The organism is Paenibacillus plantiphilus (assembly GCF_927798095.1).
Lineage (GTDB): Bacteria > Bacillota > Bacilli > Paenibacillales > Paenibacillaceae > Paenibacillus_Z > Paenibacillus_Z plantiphilus.
Genome location: NZ_CAKMMF010000002.1, coordinates 229,744 through 246,247, shown reverse-complemented (window position 1 = coordinate 246,247; position 16,504 = coordinate 229,744). Strand labels below are relative to the sequence as shown.

The 16,504-nt window shown below is 52.8% G+C and carries 13 protein-coding genes; 8 read left to right on the top strand and 5 right to left on the bottom strand.

Translation table 11 applies throughout. The features are described from left to right. The first annotated feature begins 256 nt into the window (after positions 1 to 256). The 4 genes from L6H65_RS02495 to L6H65_RS02480 all read left to right on the top strand — a co-directional run bounded on the left by L6H65_RS02495 (position 257) and on the right by L6H65_RS02480 (position 5,045). Positions 257 to 1,486 carry an RCC1 domain-containing protein gene (locus L6H65_RS02495; protein WP_236338765.1) on the top strand — a complete coding sequence of 410 codons (1,230 nt, stop codon included), beginning with the start codon at positions 257 to 259 and terminating at the stop codon, positions 1,484 to 1,486. 121 nt (positions 1,487 to 1,607) lie between these two features. Beyond that, positions 1,608 to 2,063, top strand: a complete 456-nt coding sequence (locus L6H65_RS02490) for a MarR family winged helix-turn-helix transcriptional regulator (protein ID WP_236338764.1) — start codon at positions 1,608 to 1,610, stop codon at positions 2,061 to 2,063. Positions 2,064 to 2,207: 144 nt separating this feature from the next. Next, positions 2,208 to 2,756 carry a glutathione peroxidase gene (locus L6H65_RS02485; RefSeq protein WP_236338763.1) on the top strand — a complete coding sequence of 183 codons (549 nt, stop codon included), beginning with the start codon at positions 2,208 to 2,210 and terminating at the stop codon, positions 2,754 to 2,756. Positions 2,757 to 3,386: 630 nt separating this feature from the next. Beyond that, the gene (locus L6H65_RS02480) at positions 3,387 to 5,045 is read left to right on the top strand and encodes a glutamine--tRNA ligase/YqeY domain fusion protein (protein ID WP_236338762.1); all 1,659 of its coding nucleotides are present in this window, start codon (positions 3,387 to 3,389) and stop codon (positions 5,043 to 5,045) included. Here L6H65_RS02480 and rocD read toward each other — a convergent pair whose 3' ends face one another. Next, entirely contained in the window at positions 5,046 to 6,308 is a 1,263-nt protein-coding gene (rocD, locus tag L6H65_RS02475) for an ornithine--oxo-acid transaminase (protein ID WP_236338761.1), read from the bottom strand. A gap of 119 nt (positions 6,309 to 6,427) precedes the next feature. Between rocD and mobA the strand changes: the two genes are divergently transcribed. Beyond that, entirely contained in the window at positions 6,428 to 7,081 is a 654-nt protein-coding gene (gene mobA, locus L6H65_RS02470) for a molybdenum cofactor guanylyltransferase (protein WP_236338760.1), read from the top strand. A 679-nt stretch (positions 7,082 to 7,760) separates the two neighbouring features. Here the strand turns inward: mobA and L6H65_RS02465 are convergent. The 4 genes from L6H65_RS02465 to L6H65_RS02450 form a co-directional block, all read right to left on the bottom strand. Continuing rightward, on the bottom strand, positions 7,761 to 9,905 hold the full coding sequence (locus L6H65_RS02465; RefSeq protein WP_236338758.1) for a molybdopterin oxidoreductase family protein: 2,145 nt from the start codon (positions 9,903 to 9,905) through the stop codon (positions 7,761 to 7,763). Between the two features lie 201 nt (positions 9,906 to 10,106). After that, the gene (locus L6H65_RS02460) at positions 10,107 to 10,265 is read right to left on the bottom strand and encodes a hypothetical protein (protein ID WP_236338756.1); all 159 of its coding nucleotides are present in this window, start codon (positions 10,263 to 10,265) and stop codon (positions 10,107 to 10,109) included. Positions 10,266 to 10,276: 11 nt separating this feature from the next. Beyond that, positions 10,277 to 11,512 (bottom strand): nitrate/nitrite transporter, encoded by a 1,236-nt coding sequence (locus tag L6H65_RS02455; RefSeq protein WP_236338840.1) that lies wholly within the window; start codon positions 11,510 to 11,512, stop codon positions 10,277 to 10,279. A gap of 276 nt (positions 11,513 to 11,788) precedes the next feature. After that, positions 11,789 to 12,346, bottom strand: a complete 558-nt coding sequence (locus tag L6H65_RS02450) for an ANTAR domain-containing response regulator (protein WP_236338755.1) — start codon at positions 12,344 to 12,346, stop codon at positions 11,789 to 11,791. 323 nt (positions 12,347 to 12,669) lie between these two features. Here L6H65_RS02450 and nirB point away from each other — a divergent pair, with 323 nt between their 5' ends. The 3 genes from nirB to L6H65_RS02435 all read left to right on the top strand — a co-directional run bounded on the left by nirB (position 12,670) and on the right by L6H65_RS02435 (position 16,406). Then, positions 12,670 to 15,120, top strand: a complete 2,451-nt coding sequence (nirB, locus tag L6H65_RS02445) for a nitrite reductase large subunit NirB (protein ID WP_236338754.1) — start codon at positions 12,670 to 12,672, stop codon at positions 15,118 to 15,120. A 29-nt stretch (positions 15,121 to 15,149) separates the two neighbouring features. Continuing rightward, complete coding sequence (nirD, locus tag L6H65_RS02440; protein ID WP_236338752.1) at positions 15,150 to 15,482, top strand: nitrite reductase small subunit NirD; 333 nt, start codon at positions 15,150 to 15,152, stop codon at positions 15,480 to 15,482. A 90-nt stretch (positions 15,483 to 15,572) separates the two neighbouring features. Continuing rightward, positions 15,573 to 16,406, top strand: a complete 834-nt coding sequence (locus tag L6H65_RS02435; protein ID WP_236338751.1) for a uroporphyrinogen-III synthase — start codon at positions 15,573 to 15,575, stop codon at positions 16,404 to 16,406. The last annotated feature ends 98 nt before the right edge of the window (positions 16,407 to 16,504 follow it).

The following is a 16,504-nucleotide window of genomic DNA, read 5'->3' as shown; positions in this document are numbered from 1 at the left end:
TGTTAACCATGTATAAATAATGTTGGTTAACAATTAGCGTAGCCAGTTTATCAAACAATAGGCTCACTGTAAAGAGGGGGTTCTGCTGGAGGGGGAGCGCCTTATGGCCACTATCCCCTTGGCTCAGGGCGAGAATCGTCCCGATTCTGAGGAGGACAGGGGGTGACCGCGCGTTGCAGCTATCACTCGCAGGATTTTACATTTTTTCGTAGAAGTATAAATAGCTGATTAGGATTGGAAGGAAGGGAAGAGTGGCATGAGGTTCGCAAGCAAGCTATACATTGGAATCGTGGCAGGCATTCTGATCGTGGCTGTTTCCGTTTATATGGTTGCGTCAGATCGTAATACCCTTTTAGATAAAGCAGCATTGGGGAATTCAGACAACAAGATCAAAGACATCGCTGCTGGGAGTCTGTTCTCCTTGGCGCTTATGGAAGGAGGCAGCGTGTATCATTGGGGCATGAAACTGCATGATGCAGTCTATTTCACTCCAGATGTAGCTAACGATGCGCCACAGCTTGTTGAAGAGATAGAGGATATCAAATTCATAGACGCCAAATGGGGCGTTGCTGCTGCGCATGACGGGGCTTTATGGGTTTGGGGGAGCAATGGTTCGATATTCGATACGGAGGAAAGAGAAATCTCTCCCCGGCGGGTGGAAGGATTAGCCCATGTAAGTAAAGTGGCGATCGGCAACTCCTTTCTCGTTGTTTTGCAGGAGGATGGTACGGTGTGGTCGTTGGGGACGAACTATACAGGCCAACTGGGCAATGGCGATGAGATTGATTTGGGTTCTGATCCGGACACGTTTGATTACAAGGAAGTTTTTGTACCTGCACAAATTACGGGAATACCTAAGATGATGGATATTGCCGCAGGTGATAAGCATGCTTTGGCATTGGCTGAGAACGGAACGGTATGGGCATGGGGGGCCAACGAATCCGGGCAGCTCGGAGACGGGACTGACGTTCCTAAGTCTTCTCCGAAACAAATTGAATCATTGAGCAATATAACGGCTATTGATGCTGGCTACGACTTTTCCATGGCATTAACCAAGGAAGGAGAGGTATGGGCCTGGGGAAGCAATTCTTCAGGAGAGATTGGCGATGGCACTCCTATCGATCGGAACGGACTGGATAACAACATCAAGCTGCCCTCCCAAACCAAAGATCTAAGCAATATTGTAGAGATCTCTGCCGGATTGAGTTACGCTCTGGCTCTTGATGGCAGCGGAAATGTGTGGGAGTGGGGCGATCAGGAGAAAAGTTACTTGGGTGAAGGGCATCTGAAGGAGCACGGCAGCCGTTCTATTCCGAAGCAAGTTGCAGGACTTGACCATGTGGCCTCCATTGCTGCAGGCATGAACCATTCGTTAGCGATGAAACGAGATGGAACGATGTGGGGTTGGGGAGACAATGGTTTTCATAAAATATCACCTGCAGAAGCGGAGGAGCATACCCAGCCGGTACACATTCAGGTTGAATAGACAGGACGCTTGACTCGTGCAGCGGTACTTGATATTATATGTATATTGATTGTATACAATTTAATTTTATTAAATACTAATGATATCGACAGTCGACAAAACAGGGGGTGAGGCGGAAGGTATGAGTCGTAATGACAGGCTTCGATTGGATAATCAGCTTTGTTTTGCCCTGTATGCTTGTGCCAGAGAGGTGACGAAGCTGTATCGGCCTTTTCTTGATGAGCTCGGGCTGACCTATACCCAGTATGTGACGATGCTCGTCCTGTGGGAGACAGATGAAATACCAGTGAAAACACTGGGGCAGCGATTGCATCTCGATTCTGGAACGCTCACACCCTTGCTGAAGAAGCTTCAGGCAGCGGGGTTGATTATTCGAGAACGGAATGCCGCTGACGAACGAAGTGTTATTGTCCGATTAACGGAGCAAGGCCGGGCGCTGGAGTCTCTTGTTCTTGAAATTCCAGACAAGGTGCTATGTCAGACTAGCTTGCCGCTGGAAGAATTATCGCTGCTAAGAGAGCAGCTTCACAAGCTGACCGAGACGATTCATCAAAGCGAGTACAGCAATTTGGACTAAGCGGAGGCGACTGTGTGCGCTGCCAGAACGAGCTTCGGCAGTTTGGATGGAGACTGCTATCGCTTGGCTTAACGCCCGGACGTGCTTCGGACTGCTAGAACGCACTGCCTTCGCAAGAAATTAAATTATAGGAGGATACCAACGATGACTACACTATATGATTTTCAAGCAGAGACGATTAATGGAGGGGCTAAGGCATTGTCCGATTATAAGGGCAAGGTGCTGCTCGTAGTCAATACCGCCAGCAAATGCGGATTTACGCCGCAATATACAGACCTTCAGAAGCTGTATGAGCAGTATCAAAGCGAAGGACTTGAAATCATTGGGTTTCCTTCTAATCAGTTTGGAGAGCAGGAGCCGGGCAGCAACTCGGATGTGCAAAGCTTTTGCCAGATTAATTACGGTGTTACGTTCCCGTTATTCGCGAAAACGGATGTCCGGGATGAGAATGCGCATCCGGTGTTTCAATATTTGACGGAAGCTGCTCCGTTCCAGGGCTTCGACACTACGCAGCCTAGCGGTAAAATGCTGCATTCATTTTTGAATGAAAAGCTTCCGCACTGGATGATCGATAATTCGATCAAATGGAACTTCACGAAGTTCCTCGTCGACCGTGAGGGGCGGGTTGTCAAGCGCTTTGAATCGACGGTGGAGCCGCTCGATATGAAGGCGGATATTGAAGCGCTGCTGTAACCTTCGCTTTATTAGCAGGTTCCCCTGCCACTCGCTCGCTATACCTATACAAGCAGAACTTTTCAAGGGCTGTACAAAGGAACCTTTGAGGTTGTAAAAGAAGAATCTTCAAGACTATACCAAAGAACCTTCGAGGCTATGCATGATGCAGCAGCCTGAAGGTTCTTCTTTGTTCGTCGTGGCCTCATGTATTCAATTTTATGCCTGCTGAAGCCTATTCAGCGGTTGGTTTCAACAGGTTCGTATGAAAGTACTTATAGGGTAATGAGCGCTGGATTGACATTGCTGCCGAAGGCCATACTACTGTAAATATCCAAACGAGGCGAGCTAAGGCATATGGGCACTGCAAAGAGCCGCCCTGCAATCAAAAGCGATCAGCGGAAGCAACTCCTTCGCGAGAGGATGGCTCCATGTCTTAGGGTGTGGCCCGCCGATGCCGTGATGCAGCGAAACAACGTGCGCTGGGAGCAGCGCTCGGTGAGGCGCTCGGTGCGGACCCCGACAGCCTGCTTATTTTCTTGTATCATTCATCGGTTCTGAGGCTCCAAGGATTGCGTTCTCTCTTATAATCAACCGGGAAATTGTGTATTATAGTAGAATAGAAATTTACGTTGGGAAAGGTTGGTCGCTGTGGACAACAAGACATCATCCTCGAATTTTATTAAAAATATTGCTGCAGAAGATTTGAAAACCGGTAAAGTAAGCGAGATTGTGACGCGGTTCCCGCCGGAGCCTAACGGTTATCTGCATATCGGCCATGCCAAGTCGATCTGTCTGAATTTCGAGCTTGCGGATGAGCTGAAAGGGATTACGAATCTGCGCTTTGACGATACGAATCCGCTCAAGGAAGATACGGAATATGTGGACGCGATCCAGGAGGATGTTCGCTGGCTTGGCTTTGAATGGGATAATCTCCGTTTTGCTTCGGATTACTTCGAGGAAATGTACGACCGTGCTGTGCGGCTGATCAAGAAAGGCAAGGCGTATGTGTGCGACCTGTCTGCAGAGGAGACTCGCGAGGCTCGCGGGACGCTGACTCAGCCGGGCAAGAACAGCCCATACCGCGACCGCGGCGTGGAAGAGAACCTCGATCTGTTCGCTCGGATGCGCGCAGGCGAATTCAAGGATGGGGAGCGGGTGCTCCGCGCCAAGATTGATATGGCGTCTCCGAATATCAATCTGCGCGACCCTGTACTATATCGTATTGCGCATGCGCATCATCATCGGACTGGCGATGCATGGTGCATCTATCCGATGTACGACTATGCCCACCCGCTCGGCGATGCGATTGAAGGCGTAACGCATTCCATTTGCACGCTGGAATTCGAGGACCATCGTCCGTTGTACGACTGGACCATTGCAGAATGCGAGATGGAATCCGAGCCGCATCAATATGAATTCGCTCGCTTGAATGTGACGAATACGATCATGAGCAAGCGTTATCTCAAGATGCTCGTAGACGAAGGAGTCGTTGAGAGCTGGGATGATCCCCGCATGCCGACGATCAGCGGCTTGCGCAGACGGGGCTACACAGCGGAGGCGCTGCGCGCCTTCTGCCGCGAGATCGGTGTGGCGAGAGCTTACAGCGTCGTGGACGAGCGGATGCTGGAGCATTTTATCCGCGAGGATCTGAAGTTGAAGGCGCTGCGTACGATGGCTGTGCTGCAGCCGCTCAAGGTGGTCATTACGAACTATCCAGAGGGGCAAGTTGAGCTGCTGCCAGCTGAGAATAATGCGGAGAACGAAGAGATGGGCAGCCGTGAAATTCCATTCTCGCGCGAGATTTATATTGAACGAGACGATTTCATGGAGAATCCGCCGAGCAAATATTTCCGTTTGTTCCCAGGCAACGAGGTGCGGCTCAAGCATGCGTATTTCATTACATGCCAAGAGGTCATCAAGGACGAGGCGGGCAATGTTGTCGAGCTGCGCTGCACCTACGATCCGGAGACGAAGAGCGGAAGCGGATTTACTGGACGCAAGGTGAAGGGAACGATCCATTGGGTGGAGGCATCCCAAGCGGTGCCGGCGGAATTCCGTCTGTATGAGCCGCTGATCCTTGATGATGCGGAGGATGCGGGCAAGCCGTTTCTGGAGCGTATCAATCCTAATTCATTGGAAGTGCTGCAAGGCTTTGTCGAGCCGAACATGAAGGATGCAGTCGGACAAGACAAGTTCCAGTTCTTCCGCCACGGCTACTTCAACGTCGATCCCAAGCATACCGGCGCGGAGCGACTGGTGTTTAATCGGATTGTTTCACTCAAAAGCTCATTTGATATCAAATCATAATCAGTTCAATATGCTGCTGTTCCTTAAGTCAAGGGGCATGAACGCTTCCTGAACCTTGGAAGCTGCGTAGTCCAGCTCCGCTTCCGTAATGATTAGCGGCGGCGCGAAACGAATGGTGTGCTTGTGCGTTTCTTTGCACAGCAAACCAAGCGCCATGAGCCGCTCGCAATAGGGGCGAGCCGGCTCATGCAGCTCCATGCCTATGAACAAGCCGCGACCCCGCACATCTTTGATTGCGGGGTTTCTTATATTTCGCAGCCGTATGAGCAGCTGCTCGCCCAATCGCAGCGAGCGCTCGGCGAGCCGCTCCTCCTCGGTAACATCGAGCGCTGCGAGGGCTACAGCGCAGGCGAGCGGATTGCCGCCGAATGTCGAGCCATGCGAGCCGGGCTCGAACAGCCCGAGGATGTCTGTGCCGCCAGCGACGGCGGATATCGGGAGCACGCCGCCGCCGAGCGCTTTGCCCAGAACGTACAGATCGGGAACGACCTCTTCGTGGTCGCAGGCGAATCGGGCGCCAGTTCGGCCGAAGCCCGTCTGCACCTCATCAGCAATGAGCAGGACGTTGTGTTTGCTGCACAGCTCGCGAACCTCTTTCAAGTAGTTGTCCGGCGGGATGCGAATGCCGGCCTCGCCCTGGATTGGTTCGACGAGGAATGCGGCTGTCCGAGGGGAGATCGCTTGCTCCAGCGCTGCTGCATCCCCGTAAGCAACCGTAAGGAAGCCGGGCGTGAATGGACCGAAGTCGGCTCGGTAGTCTGCTGTTGACGAGCAGGACGTCGCTGTTAGTGTACGCCCGTGGAAGTTTCCTTCGCAGACGATGATCTCCGCCTGCCCCGAAGGCACGCCCTTGCTGCGGTAAGCCCATCGGCGGGCTGCTTTTACAGCCGTCTCCACAGCCTCTGCTCCTGTATTCATCAGCAGTGAGAGCGGTTTGCCGGTATAGGCGGAGAGCCGCTCGCAGAGCGCTGCGAAGGGCTCGTTGTGAAAGGCGCGCGAGGTAAGCGTAACTTTGTCGACCTGCGACTTCAAGGCAGCAATGATGCGAGGATGGCGATGTCCCGCGTTCAGGGCGGAGTACGCGCTCAGCATATCCATGTAGCGATTGCCCTCAGCGTCTCTCACCCATACTCCACCGGCTTCTTCTACAACTATGGGCAATGGCAGGTAGTTGCTCGCGCTGAATTGCTTTGCTCGCAATATCGTCTCGGCAGATGGTCGGGTGCTGCTGTTGCCGTTGCCGTCAGGAAATTGAGCAGTCATGGCATCTCCTCCCTTCCAGAGCATATGCCGCAGGCGGCTCGGCCCATGATTAATAGCCCGGTACGGCAAACGAACGCAGAACTGCAATAAAATGAGCTTGGACAAGGAGTTGAATGGCGATGGACGGAGTATCGATAAGCGGTATTTTATTAGCGGGAGGCCGGAGCTCGCGAATGGGAGAGGACAAGGCGCTGCTCGATAGGAATGGCAAGCCATTGCTGTGGCATATCGCTCAGGAGATGGCACAGTTGTGCGGACCATTGGTTATCGCTGTGGGGGATGAGGCTCGCAAGGCTCGCTATCGCGATGCGGTGGGAGAGTTGGCGGATCATATGTTATTTGTCAGCGATGTCTACCCGGGCAGCGGGCCGCTGGCCGGACTCCACGCATCATTGTCTGTGCTGCCGGAGGGGTACGCATTTGTCCTTGCATGTGATATGCCCATCCTGTCGGAAACGCTGCTGAGACGAATGATTGCGCAAACGAAACTGAGACCGATAGCCAAACCGAAAACCGTCTGCAGCAAGTCGGAGATCGTGGCAGCGTGTGATCAGCCAGATGTTATTACAGCGCCCAATCAACCGTTCCATGCTCTCTATCATACACGAATAGCGGACAGGCTTGAGCAGCTGCTTCAGAATGGGGAGTATCGTGTTATGAACATGCTGGCACATATGAGGGTGGAAGCTGTTCCAGTTGAAGCTGACGAAGAGCGAGCGTTCCAGAATCTCAATACGCCGGAGGCGTATGCTCGATTTCTGGGCGGGGGATAGGCTGACGTATGCTGACAGGTGACAGACCGCAAACCCATCAAACATCAAACTATAACTGCTATATGGGAGGGGCCTCCTCCCCCGGCCGACAACAGCATCCATCTCCGATGGAAACATCCTATTCACTAGCGCAAACCTTCTTGACCTTAACGCTGCCTGCTATCAATCAGCAGACCTGCGAAAGTACATCTCTTGCATCAAAAATAACTGCACGCAGCCGGAACAACTGCGAAAATACATCAAAATATCGTGAAAACCAGCGAATACCGTACTTTTCTGCTGTATTGATGTACTTTTGCAGGTAAGTGGCTGGAAATGGTCCCTTTTGGTTCTATCACCTGTATTTTTGCATTTAGGGGGCTGTCATCTATCGACGTCATGGGGGTTTTTGCATCAACGTAGCAACGCGGATGCAGGCGAGGGCCGATGCAATCTCATCAAGAAATCTACCGCCGACTTTTTCAACAGTCTGATTCGTCCCACAAAGGGATTGTCCGAAAAGTCTAATATCCAATGAGCCATTCCCAAATGATGTGAAAAGATGCTTCCAAAACCACTATAAATGTGGGCTTGGAAGCATCTTCTTTATCCTATCGGGTGTACATTTGTGTGGCTGGCAGTTCCATAATGTTTCTCGCATGCGGGCCGATTAAGGAGGTGATTCCTTCGTCATCACCCCTTAATGGCGGGCAAGCTCCTCGCGGTCCTCTCGCTCGATTCTCGTGGCGCATACTTTGAACTCGGGCATCCGGCTAATGGGATGCAGCGCATCATTGGTCAGCACGTTGATGGAATGCTCGCCGCCCCAGTGGAACGGCACGAAGACCGTCGTAGGGTGGATTTCCTGCGAGATTTTGACATCGAATACGAGCGAGCCGCGCCGTGTCGTGAGCCGTATTCGGTCACCGAAGCGGAGTTTAATTCGCTCGGCCACGGAAGGATGGATTTCCGCCACTGGAACCATCGCTTTCTTCATCAACGCCGGTGTTCGGCGTGTCTGGGCTCCGCTCAAGTAATGGTTGCCAAGGCGTCCAGTGGTCAAAATATACGGGTAGTCGCGATCAGTCGTTTCCGCTGGCTTCTTGGGCGTTATCCCGTGCAGCTTCGCGCGTCCGTCCGGCAGGTAGTAGCTATTATTCTCGAACATCCGAGGCGTGCCAGGGTGCTGCTCGGACGGACATGGCCAGAATACGCCCTTGCTGGCTTTGATGCGATCGTAGGACATCCCGCTATAATCTGCCTTGCCGCCCTTCGATGCGCGACACAGCTCATCGAAAACCTCCTCTGGCGAATCGTACTGAAAATACGCTCCCCGTCCAAGCTTCTCCGCCAGCTTGCGAATCAGCTTGTAATCCTCCATCGCCTCGCCGGGTGTATGGAATGCGCGGGGACGGTGAAAGACCCGTCCTTCCAGATTGGTAAGTGTGCCCTCGGCCTCCAGAAAGGAAGACCCGGGCAGCAGCCAGTGGGCATATCCAGCTGTTTCGGTCTCGAACATATCGACGACGACGAGCAGCTCCAGCTTCTTGAGCGCTTCGGCCACGTTGGCGCTGTTGGGGCTTGATACAAGCGGATTGGAGCCAAGGACAATCATCGCTTTAATCTCGCCGTCATGAATTTTGCCGAACAGCTCGTAGGCGGACACGCCCTTGCCGGGCAGCTCATCTGGATGGATGCCCCACACCTCGGCGACATGCTGGCGCGCCGCCGGATCATCGATCATCCGATAGCCTGGGAGCTGGTCGGCCTTCTGTCCATGCTCCCGGCCGCCTTGACCGTTCGCCTGGCCAGTAACAGCGCCAAAGCCGCTGCCGGGCTTCCCCATTTTGCCAGTCAAGAGACAGAGATTAATATAATTGAGGGTATGCTCAACGCCGTTAACCTGTTGTTCGAGCCCGCGCGCGGTAAGCACGATGCCAGTCTCCGCATTGGCAAAGCCCCGGGCGATTGTGCGAATAACCTCCTTCGGAATACCGGTATAGACGGACACGGTATCGGGGGAGAAATGCTGCACCGCTTCGGCAATTTCTTCGAAGCCCGTTGTGTAGGATTCTACGAATGCTTTGTCATACAAGCCTTCATTCACAATGACATGCAGCAGGCTGTTCACGAATACGGAATCGAAGCCGGGCTGCAGATTGACATGAATATCAGCGAGCTTGGAGGTCATCGTCTGGCGTGGATCAATGGTGACGATGATCGCCTTCTGCTTCTTCGCGGCCATCAGGTACGGGACCATTGTCGGCTGGCATTCCGCGATGTTCGTTCCGGCCAAAATAATATATTTTGCCATCGGTATGTCGTCCAGAGGCACGTTCATCCCGCGGTCAATGCCGAAGGCGCGGATTTGAGCGGCTGCTGCGGAAGACATGCAGTATCTGCCGTTATAATCGATATATTTCGAACGCAGCGCGACTCTTGTGAATTTGCCGAGCAGATAGCTCATTTCATTCGTTAATGAACCGCCTCCGAACACCGATACCGCATCATTCCCATAGCGCTGTTGTATGGATGTGATGCGGGAAGAGATTTCGTCAAGCGCATCCTCCCAGCCGGACTGCTGCCAAGCCTCCCCTGGCCGAGCGGCAGCGATCCGGCGCTGAGGCAGCTGAAGACGTTCGGGATGTAGAACATGACCGAGTGAATTCAGCCCCTTCTGGCAAAGCCGTCCAGTCGCCACGGGGAAATTCTGGCTTGGCTTGACCTCCCAGCCGAGTTCTGTCTCGGTGCGAATGAGGTCTATCCCGCATTGCATGCTGCAATAGCAGCAATGCGAGTGCAGTCGGTCCTGGTTCGAATCAGCGGCGATGGGCGCTGCAGCCATAGAAATCCCTCCGTTTGGTGTTCTTTCGATTCACTTGATTAAAATCCTTCAATTCACTTGGTGTGATATCTTTGGATTCATTTAGATGTCACTTTGGTGTTCACTTTGATTTCACTGCGGTATTCCTTCAATCCCCATAGAATGGCATTCATTTCACTTTATAGGGTCTGACGACATGATTTTCTGCGTATTGCTTATCCATCATTTCACCAGGAAGCTTCGTGCGCATTCGTGCGCATTATGCTGCTCGTGGGCTTCCGAAGGGCTTGCATATTCGTTAGAGGAACGGTTCGGGCCTGTTCCCCACCAGTCCATGACATCCAGCAGCTCAAACATGTCGAACGGATCAAGGGCATCCATGAGAGCCCCCGCTAAGATACAGCCGAGTTCTGAATGGCTGGATCAAGCGCTTTGCCGCCGCTGCCAATCCAGGTCCGCTTCCATGAGTTCTGGACGACGAAGATCAGTGCGATGCAGGCAAGGGCAATACCGCTAAGAATGAGAAAGCCCGGCGTGTATGAGCCTGTCGATTGCTTGAGATTGCCGAGAATCTTCGGCAGGAAGTAGCCGCCGAGGCCGCCTGCTGCGCCAACGATTCCGGTAATGATGCCAATCTCCTTCTGAAACCGCTGCGGCACGAGCTGGAACACGGAGCCGTTGCCCATCCCCAGCGCCATCATGCCGACGAATAACAGAACGGTGATGACCGACAGTGATGGCAGCGCAGATACGCAAGCGAGCATAATGCCGACTACCGCGTAGAGCACCATCAGCATTCGGATGCCGCCGATCTTATCGGCCAGCCATCCGCCCACAGGCCGGAAGAAGCTTCCCGCAATAACACAGATGGTTGTAAAGTCGGCAGCACGGACCGGACTGAGACCGTATTGCGTATTGAAAAAAATCGTTAAGTAGTTGGACATGCCGACGAATCCGCCGAATGTGACGCTGTACAGGATACAGAACAACCATGTATCACGCTGCTTTAATACAGCTCCATAATCCGAAAGCTTACGCGGTGAAGGCTGTGTCGGGCTGTCTTTGGCGAATATCGAGAAGAATATAAAGACGACAACGATTGGAATGAGCGCAAGACCGAACACGACCTCCCACGAGCCGTAATGCTGGGCGATCCGATTCGCGAACAGGGTAGTAAACACAGTACCGCTGTTGCCGGCCCCGGCGATGCCCATAGCCAATCCTTGATATTGCGGTGGATACCAGCGGCTGGCAAGCGGAAGCGCAGCTGCGAACGAAGCACCGGCTACACCGAGCAGCAAGGCGACGATGTAGAGCTCGCCAAGGGAGTCAACGAATTTCCAGCCCCAAATCAACGGGACCATTGTGAGTATCATCCCCAGCTGCCCAGTCCGTTTAGGTCCGATCACATCGGTCAAATAACCAAGCACCAAGCGGAGTATGGAGCCGCCAAGAATCGGGAGCGCCACCAGATTCGCCTTTTGCGCGGCATCCATCGGGTAATCGCTCATGACGACTACCGCCAACGGGCCAAGCAGCACCCATACCATAAAGCTGACATCAAAATATAGAAATGCACTTAATAACGAAGGACTATGACCACTTTTTAAAAAGCTTTTCCGATCCATCATTCTCAAAAACTCCTCTCCGAATTAAGCTCTCTTTTCTCTCTCTTTAGTCTCTCTGGTTTCTCTTCTGTAATAAGAAAAGGCCGCACTGCAGACGTCTTTCCTGCAATCCGGCCTCTTTGCCATCAGCTGCACTTCGGTGTGCAGACTGAGTATCTTCTTAGACGATTCACATCTTTGTGAACATAGTTGCATTATATGCGACTCCGAAACGTCATGTCAATATATCTAACATGAACTTTTTTCGCATGCTGATCGATATGCAATATGAACAGGCTAGCCGTGAATGAGTTGGTATACTTTGACGATAGATGCAGCGATATCGCCGATGCGCTTGCGTTCATTCATGGCCTGCTTGCGCAAGAAATCATAGGCCTCGGCCTCCGAAATGCCTTTGATTTCACAGAGAACAGTCTTCGCCTGGTCGATCCACTTGCGTTCCTCCAGCCGCTGCAGCAGCTGATCCCGTTCGTCCGCCCATCTTTTGCGCTGCTGAAAGACGCGGAGACTCCAATTGAGCGCATATTGCATCTCAATGGAATTCATCGAGCTGTACAGGATGCCGTCGAGCGCGAAGCCCCAGTCCATCTCTTTGGGCGCTGCGTTCTCAGAGCATAGCCAGATGATAGGAAGCTTACGCATACCTGACAGGTTGGATTGCCATGCATTCATTTTGGACAGGGGAACATGGAGGACCGCAGCATCAACGACACTAATGAATTCTTTGGACTCGGAAAGGGTGTTGGCCCGGTGCAGCGTGCGGCAATTTTGCTGTAGACTGTGCATGGATATCGTGCGGTTGTTTTCTTCGACAAGCAGTACGGATTTCAACATGTTAATCGATCACCTCTTATAAGGGGGAACTTCTCATTATGCGGTCTTATTCCTGCTAAATGTGTAATAAAATATAACATAAAATTCAAGGGGATGTCGATGTAAAATTGATCTAAACGAGCAAACATGACATCGTATGCGGAAACCGCTCTTTTTTATGTCAACTATATTGACATCAATACTTAACTTCATATATACTTGATTCTATGAAGGTCAACTTAACGACACAAAGGCGTGTCGATTACCCGGCAATGGAGCCTATCTCACTCGTTCTAACAACAGTGGGATGGGCTTTTATGTTTTTATAAAGGAGAGATATTCGAATGAAGAGAAAATTAGTCATGATCGGCAACGGCATGGCCGGTGTTTCGTTCGTGGAACAGCTGTTGAAACTTAACCCCCATCGGTATGAAGTGACGATTATTGGCGCGGAGCCGCACCCCAACTATAACCGTATCATGCTGTCCTCTGTGCTTGCTGGCGATGCCAGTATGCAGGATATTATTCTGAATGACTGGGATTGGTACCGGGATAACGATATTACACTCCATTATGGGCAAGCGGCTGAGCGTATTGACGCCGTGAATCAGCTTGTGACCACTGATAAAGGGATTGAAGTGAAGTACGATGAGCTTGTGCTCGCAACCGGCTCGCTTCCGTTCATGCTGCCGCTCCCGGGAGCGGATAAGGAAGGCGTTATTGCGTTCCGTGATATTAAAGATTGTGAAACGATGATTGATGCGTCCAAAAATTACCGCAAAGCAGTCGTTATCGGCGGCGGTCTGCTCGGTCTTGAGGCAGCGCGAGGACTGGTCAATTTGAAGATGGATGTCAGCGTCGTGCATATTTTTGACTGCTTGATGGAGCGTCAGCTCGATCCGACGGCCTCCAAGCTGCTGCAGGGGGAGCTGGAGTCGCAAGGCATGAACTTCCTGCTTGAGAAGCAATCTGATTCCATTATCGGCAAGAAGCGCGTGGCAGGATTGAAATTCAAGGACGGCACGCATGTCGATGCGGATCTGATTGTTATGGCGGTCGGCATTAAGCCGAATGTTCAGCTTGCCAAGGACTGCGGCATTGAAGTGAACCGGGGCATCGTCGTCAATGATTACTTGCAGACGAACATTCCTAATATTTATGCCGTTGGCGAATGCGCGGAGCACCGTGGCATTGCTTACGGGCTAGTGGCTCCATTGTATGAGCAGGGCGCGATTCTGGCGAAGAAGCTTGCTGGCGTTGAGAGCGAGGGGTATCAAGGCTCGGTCGTCTCTACGAAGCTTAAAGTATCAGGCGTTAATGTATTCTCGGCTGGACGATTCACAGATGAGCCGGGAACCCAGGCGCTGCGCATTCAAGACGGTCTGGATGGCGTTTATAAGAAGGTTGTTTTCGAGAAGGGCAAAGTGGTAGGCGCTGTACTATTCGGCGATACAAGCGACAGCTCGCGATTGTTCTCGCTCATTCGAAGCGGTGAGGATTTCTCGGGAAGAGAGAAGGAAGTGCTGTTCGGCCCATCTGGCGGAGGCGGCAAGCCTGCCAGCACAACCGATCTCGTCATGGCCATGAGCGGCGACGAAATCGTGTGCGGCTGCAATGGGGTTACGAAGGACACGATTACGGAAGCGATCATGGAGAAGGGCTGTGTCAGCATTGCGGAGATTAAAGCCTGCACGAAGGCATCCGGCGGCTGCGGCGGCTGCAAGCCATTAGTGGAAGCGATTCTAACCACGACGCTTGGCGCAGATAATGTGGCAGCGGTCAAGGAAGGCATCTGCGGCTGTACGGCGATGTCGCGCGACGAGGTGGTTGACGCTATCACGCGGATGCGGCTTACGACAACCAAGGAAGTGATGCATGTCCTGGAATGGAACAATCCAGAGGGCTGCTCGAAATGCCGTCCAGCGCTGAATTACTATTTGGGGATGGCGTTTCCTGAGGAGCACGAGGATGAATTGGAATCGCGCTTCGTCAATGAACGCAACCATGCAAATATTCAAAAGGACGGCACCTTCTCGGTCGTCCCTCGCATATACGGCGGTGTCACTACGCCGGAGGATCTCAAGAAAATAGCGGTTGTCGCGGAGAAATATCATGTGCCGCTCGTGAAGATTACGGGAGGGCAGCGCATCGACTTGCTGGGCGTGAAGAAAGAGGATTTGCCCGGCATGTGGAAGGATCTCGATATGCCCTCCGGCTATGCATACGGCAAGGCGCTGCGTACGGTCAAGACCTGCGTAGGCTCCACTTTCTGTCGCTTCGGAACACAGGACTCCATTAAGATGGGTATCGATTTGGAGAAGAAATTCGAGCGTTTGAACACCCCTCACAAGGTGAAGCTTGCCGTATCGGGCTGCCCGCGCAACTGTGCAGAGGCGACGATCAAGGATCTTGGCGTCGTCGCGATTGACGGCGGATGGGAGCTCTATATCGCTGGCAATGGCGGTACGAGAGTGCGCGCGGCCGATCTTCTTGTGAAGGTGAAGACGGAAGAGGAAGTGCTCGATTGGACGGGAGCCTATTTGCAGTACTACCGGGAGACGGCTAACTTCGGCGAGCGGACGAGCGAGTGGGCGCAGCGCATCGGCCTGGATACAATCAAGCAAGCGCTGGAAAGCAAAGAAGACCGTGACGGCTATAACAGCCGAATTGATAAAACACTTGATCTGATGAAGGACCCTTGGCAGCAAATTATTGAGAACGACGAGCTGAGCAGAGCCTTTGATGCTCTAATTGCGCCGGCAGACCCGCAAGCCGCAAGCAGCGGAAGAGAGTAGTAGAGAAAGAACGAGAGGGGCATAAGAGCATGAATGAAGTGATCGTTGGACATATTTCAGAGTTTCCTGAACGGCGCGGACGTGTTTTCCGTTACGGCGAGCTGGAGCTTGCGCTGTTCAAGCTGTCGGACGGGGAGGTCAAAGCGGTTGAGAACAGCTGTCCGCATAAGCAGGGCAAGCTGTCGGAGGGCATTGTATGTGATCATCATGTGTATTGCCCGCTGCATGATTGGAAGATCGACCTGCAGGATGGAATTGTACAGGCGCCCGATGACGGCTGTGTCGCCACTTATCCGGTTCATGTTGATGCGGGCGGCAATGTGGTGCTGCAGATCAATACTGCGCATTCCAAGGTATCCTAGTTTAACAGAGCTTGTATCGGGTGCGGATATAAAGGTGTATGGAACGGGAATAGGTAGATAGAAGATTGGACTTCAAGGGGGGATCCGGGCATGGGTCGATTGGAAGGCAAGGTTATTGCCGTGACCGGACCGCGCAAAGCGGATGATTTGAGCCGCATGCTTCAAAAGTTCGGGGGAGAGGCCGTATTAAGGCCGGCACAAGGGACTGTCTTTCTCGATGACAGTTTAATAGAAGGCCAATTGAGGGCGTTAATAGACAATCCGGCGGAGTGGCTTATTCTTACGACGGGTGTAGGAACCGAGGCGCTCCTGCAAACCGCTGAGAAGCTGGATCTGGCAGAGAGCTTCCATGGCGCGCTTCAATCGATGAAGCTTGGAGCCAGAGGCTACAAGACCGTCAATGTGCTGCGCAAGCTGGGTCTGACGCCGGAGGTTCGTGATGACGATGGTACGACAAGGGGGCTTCTTCGTGCATTGGAGAGCTATGATTTGCAGGGAAGCCGTATTGCGCTGCAGCTATATGGCGATCCCGCTCCAAGGCTGACCGGTGCGCTTGCCGAGAGGGGCGCATTGTGCGAGGAATTGCTGCCCTATCGTCATATTCCGCCTGAGGGCGATGTTGTAGAGCGGCTTATCGATGAGATCATAACGGGCAAGGTAGATGCGGTAACGCTGACGAGTACGGTTCAGGTGAGATACGTAATGGGCTGCGCGGCGCAGCTGGGCAAGCTGGACAGCGTTCGCGAGGCATTCGCAAGCCGCGTGCTGGCTGTTGCTGTTGGCAAGGTGACGGCAGAAGCAGTTTATGAGGAAGGTGTCGAAAGGGTGCTGTTCCCGGAGGAAGAGCGGATGGGCAGCATGGTCGTTGCGATGAGCAAGTTTTTCGGGGGCGGCTCTGATGAGAGCGAGCCCGACGGGATCTAACATTCTGTACCTGTAATCCGATTGGAGAAGTGCTCTCGCAATCGGGAACTGCGGAGCTGCAGAGCTGCATGGCGGCAGTCAAACTACACTAGCGATCA

Bases quoted from the DNA above. Each gene is read 5' to 3' on its own strand.
- L6H65_RS02495 (WP_236338765.1), top strand. From the start codon at position 257: ATGAGGTTCGCAAGCAAGCTATACATTGGAATCGTGGCAGGCATTCTG.
- L6H65_RS02490 (WP_236338764.1), top strand. From the start codon at position 1,608: ATGAGTCGTAATGACAGGCTTCGATTGGATAATCAGCTTTGTTTTGCC.
- L6H65_RS02485 (WP_236338763.1), top strand. From the start codon at position 2,208: ATGACTACACTATATGATTTTCAAGCAGAGACGATTAATGGAGGGGCT.
- rocD (WP_236338761.1), bottom strand. From the start codon at position 6,308: ATGACTGCTCAATTTCCTGACGGCAACGGCAACAGCAGCACCCGACCA.
- mobA (WP_236338760.1), top strand. From the start codon at position 6,428: ATGGACGGAGTATCGATAAGCGGTATTTTATTAGCGGGAGGCCGGAGC.
- L6H65_RS02465 (WP_236338758.1), bottom strand. From the start codon at position 9,905: ATGGCTGCAGCGCCCATCGCCGCTGATTCGAACCAGGACCGACTGCAC.
- L6H65_RS02460 (WP_236338756.1), bottom strand. From the start codon at position 10,265: ATGGATGCCCTTGATCCGTTCGACATGTTTGAGCTGCTGGATGTCATG.
- L6H65_RS02455 (WP_236338840.1), bottom strand. From the start codon at position 11,512: ATGGATCGGAAAAGCTTTTTAAAAAGTGGTCATAGTCCTTCGTTATTA.
- L6H65_RS02450 (WP_236338755.1), bottom strand. From the start codon at position 12,346: ATGTTGAAATCCGTACTGCTTGTCGAAGAAAACAACCGCACGATATCC.
- nirB (WP_236338754.1), top strand. From the start codon at position 12,670: ATGAAGAGAAAATTAGTCATGATCGGCAACGGCATGGCCGGTGTTTCG.
- nirD (WP_236338752.1), top strand. From the start codon at position 15,150: ATGAATGAAGTGATCGTTGGACATATTTCAGAGTTTCCTGAACGGCGC.
- L6H65_RS02435 (WP_236338751.1), top strand. From the start codon at position 15,573: ATGGGTCGATTGGAAGGCAAGGTTATTGCCGTGACCGGACCGCGCAAA.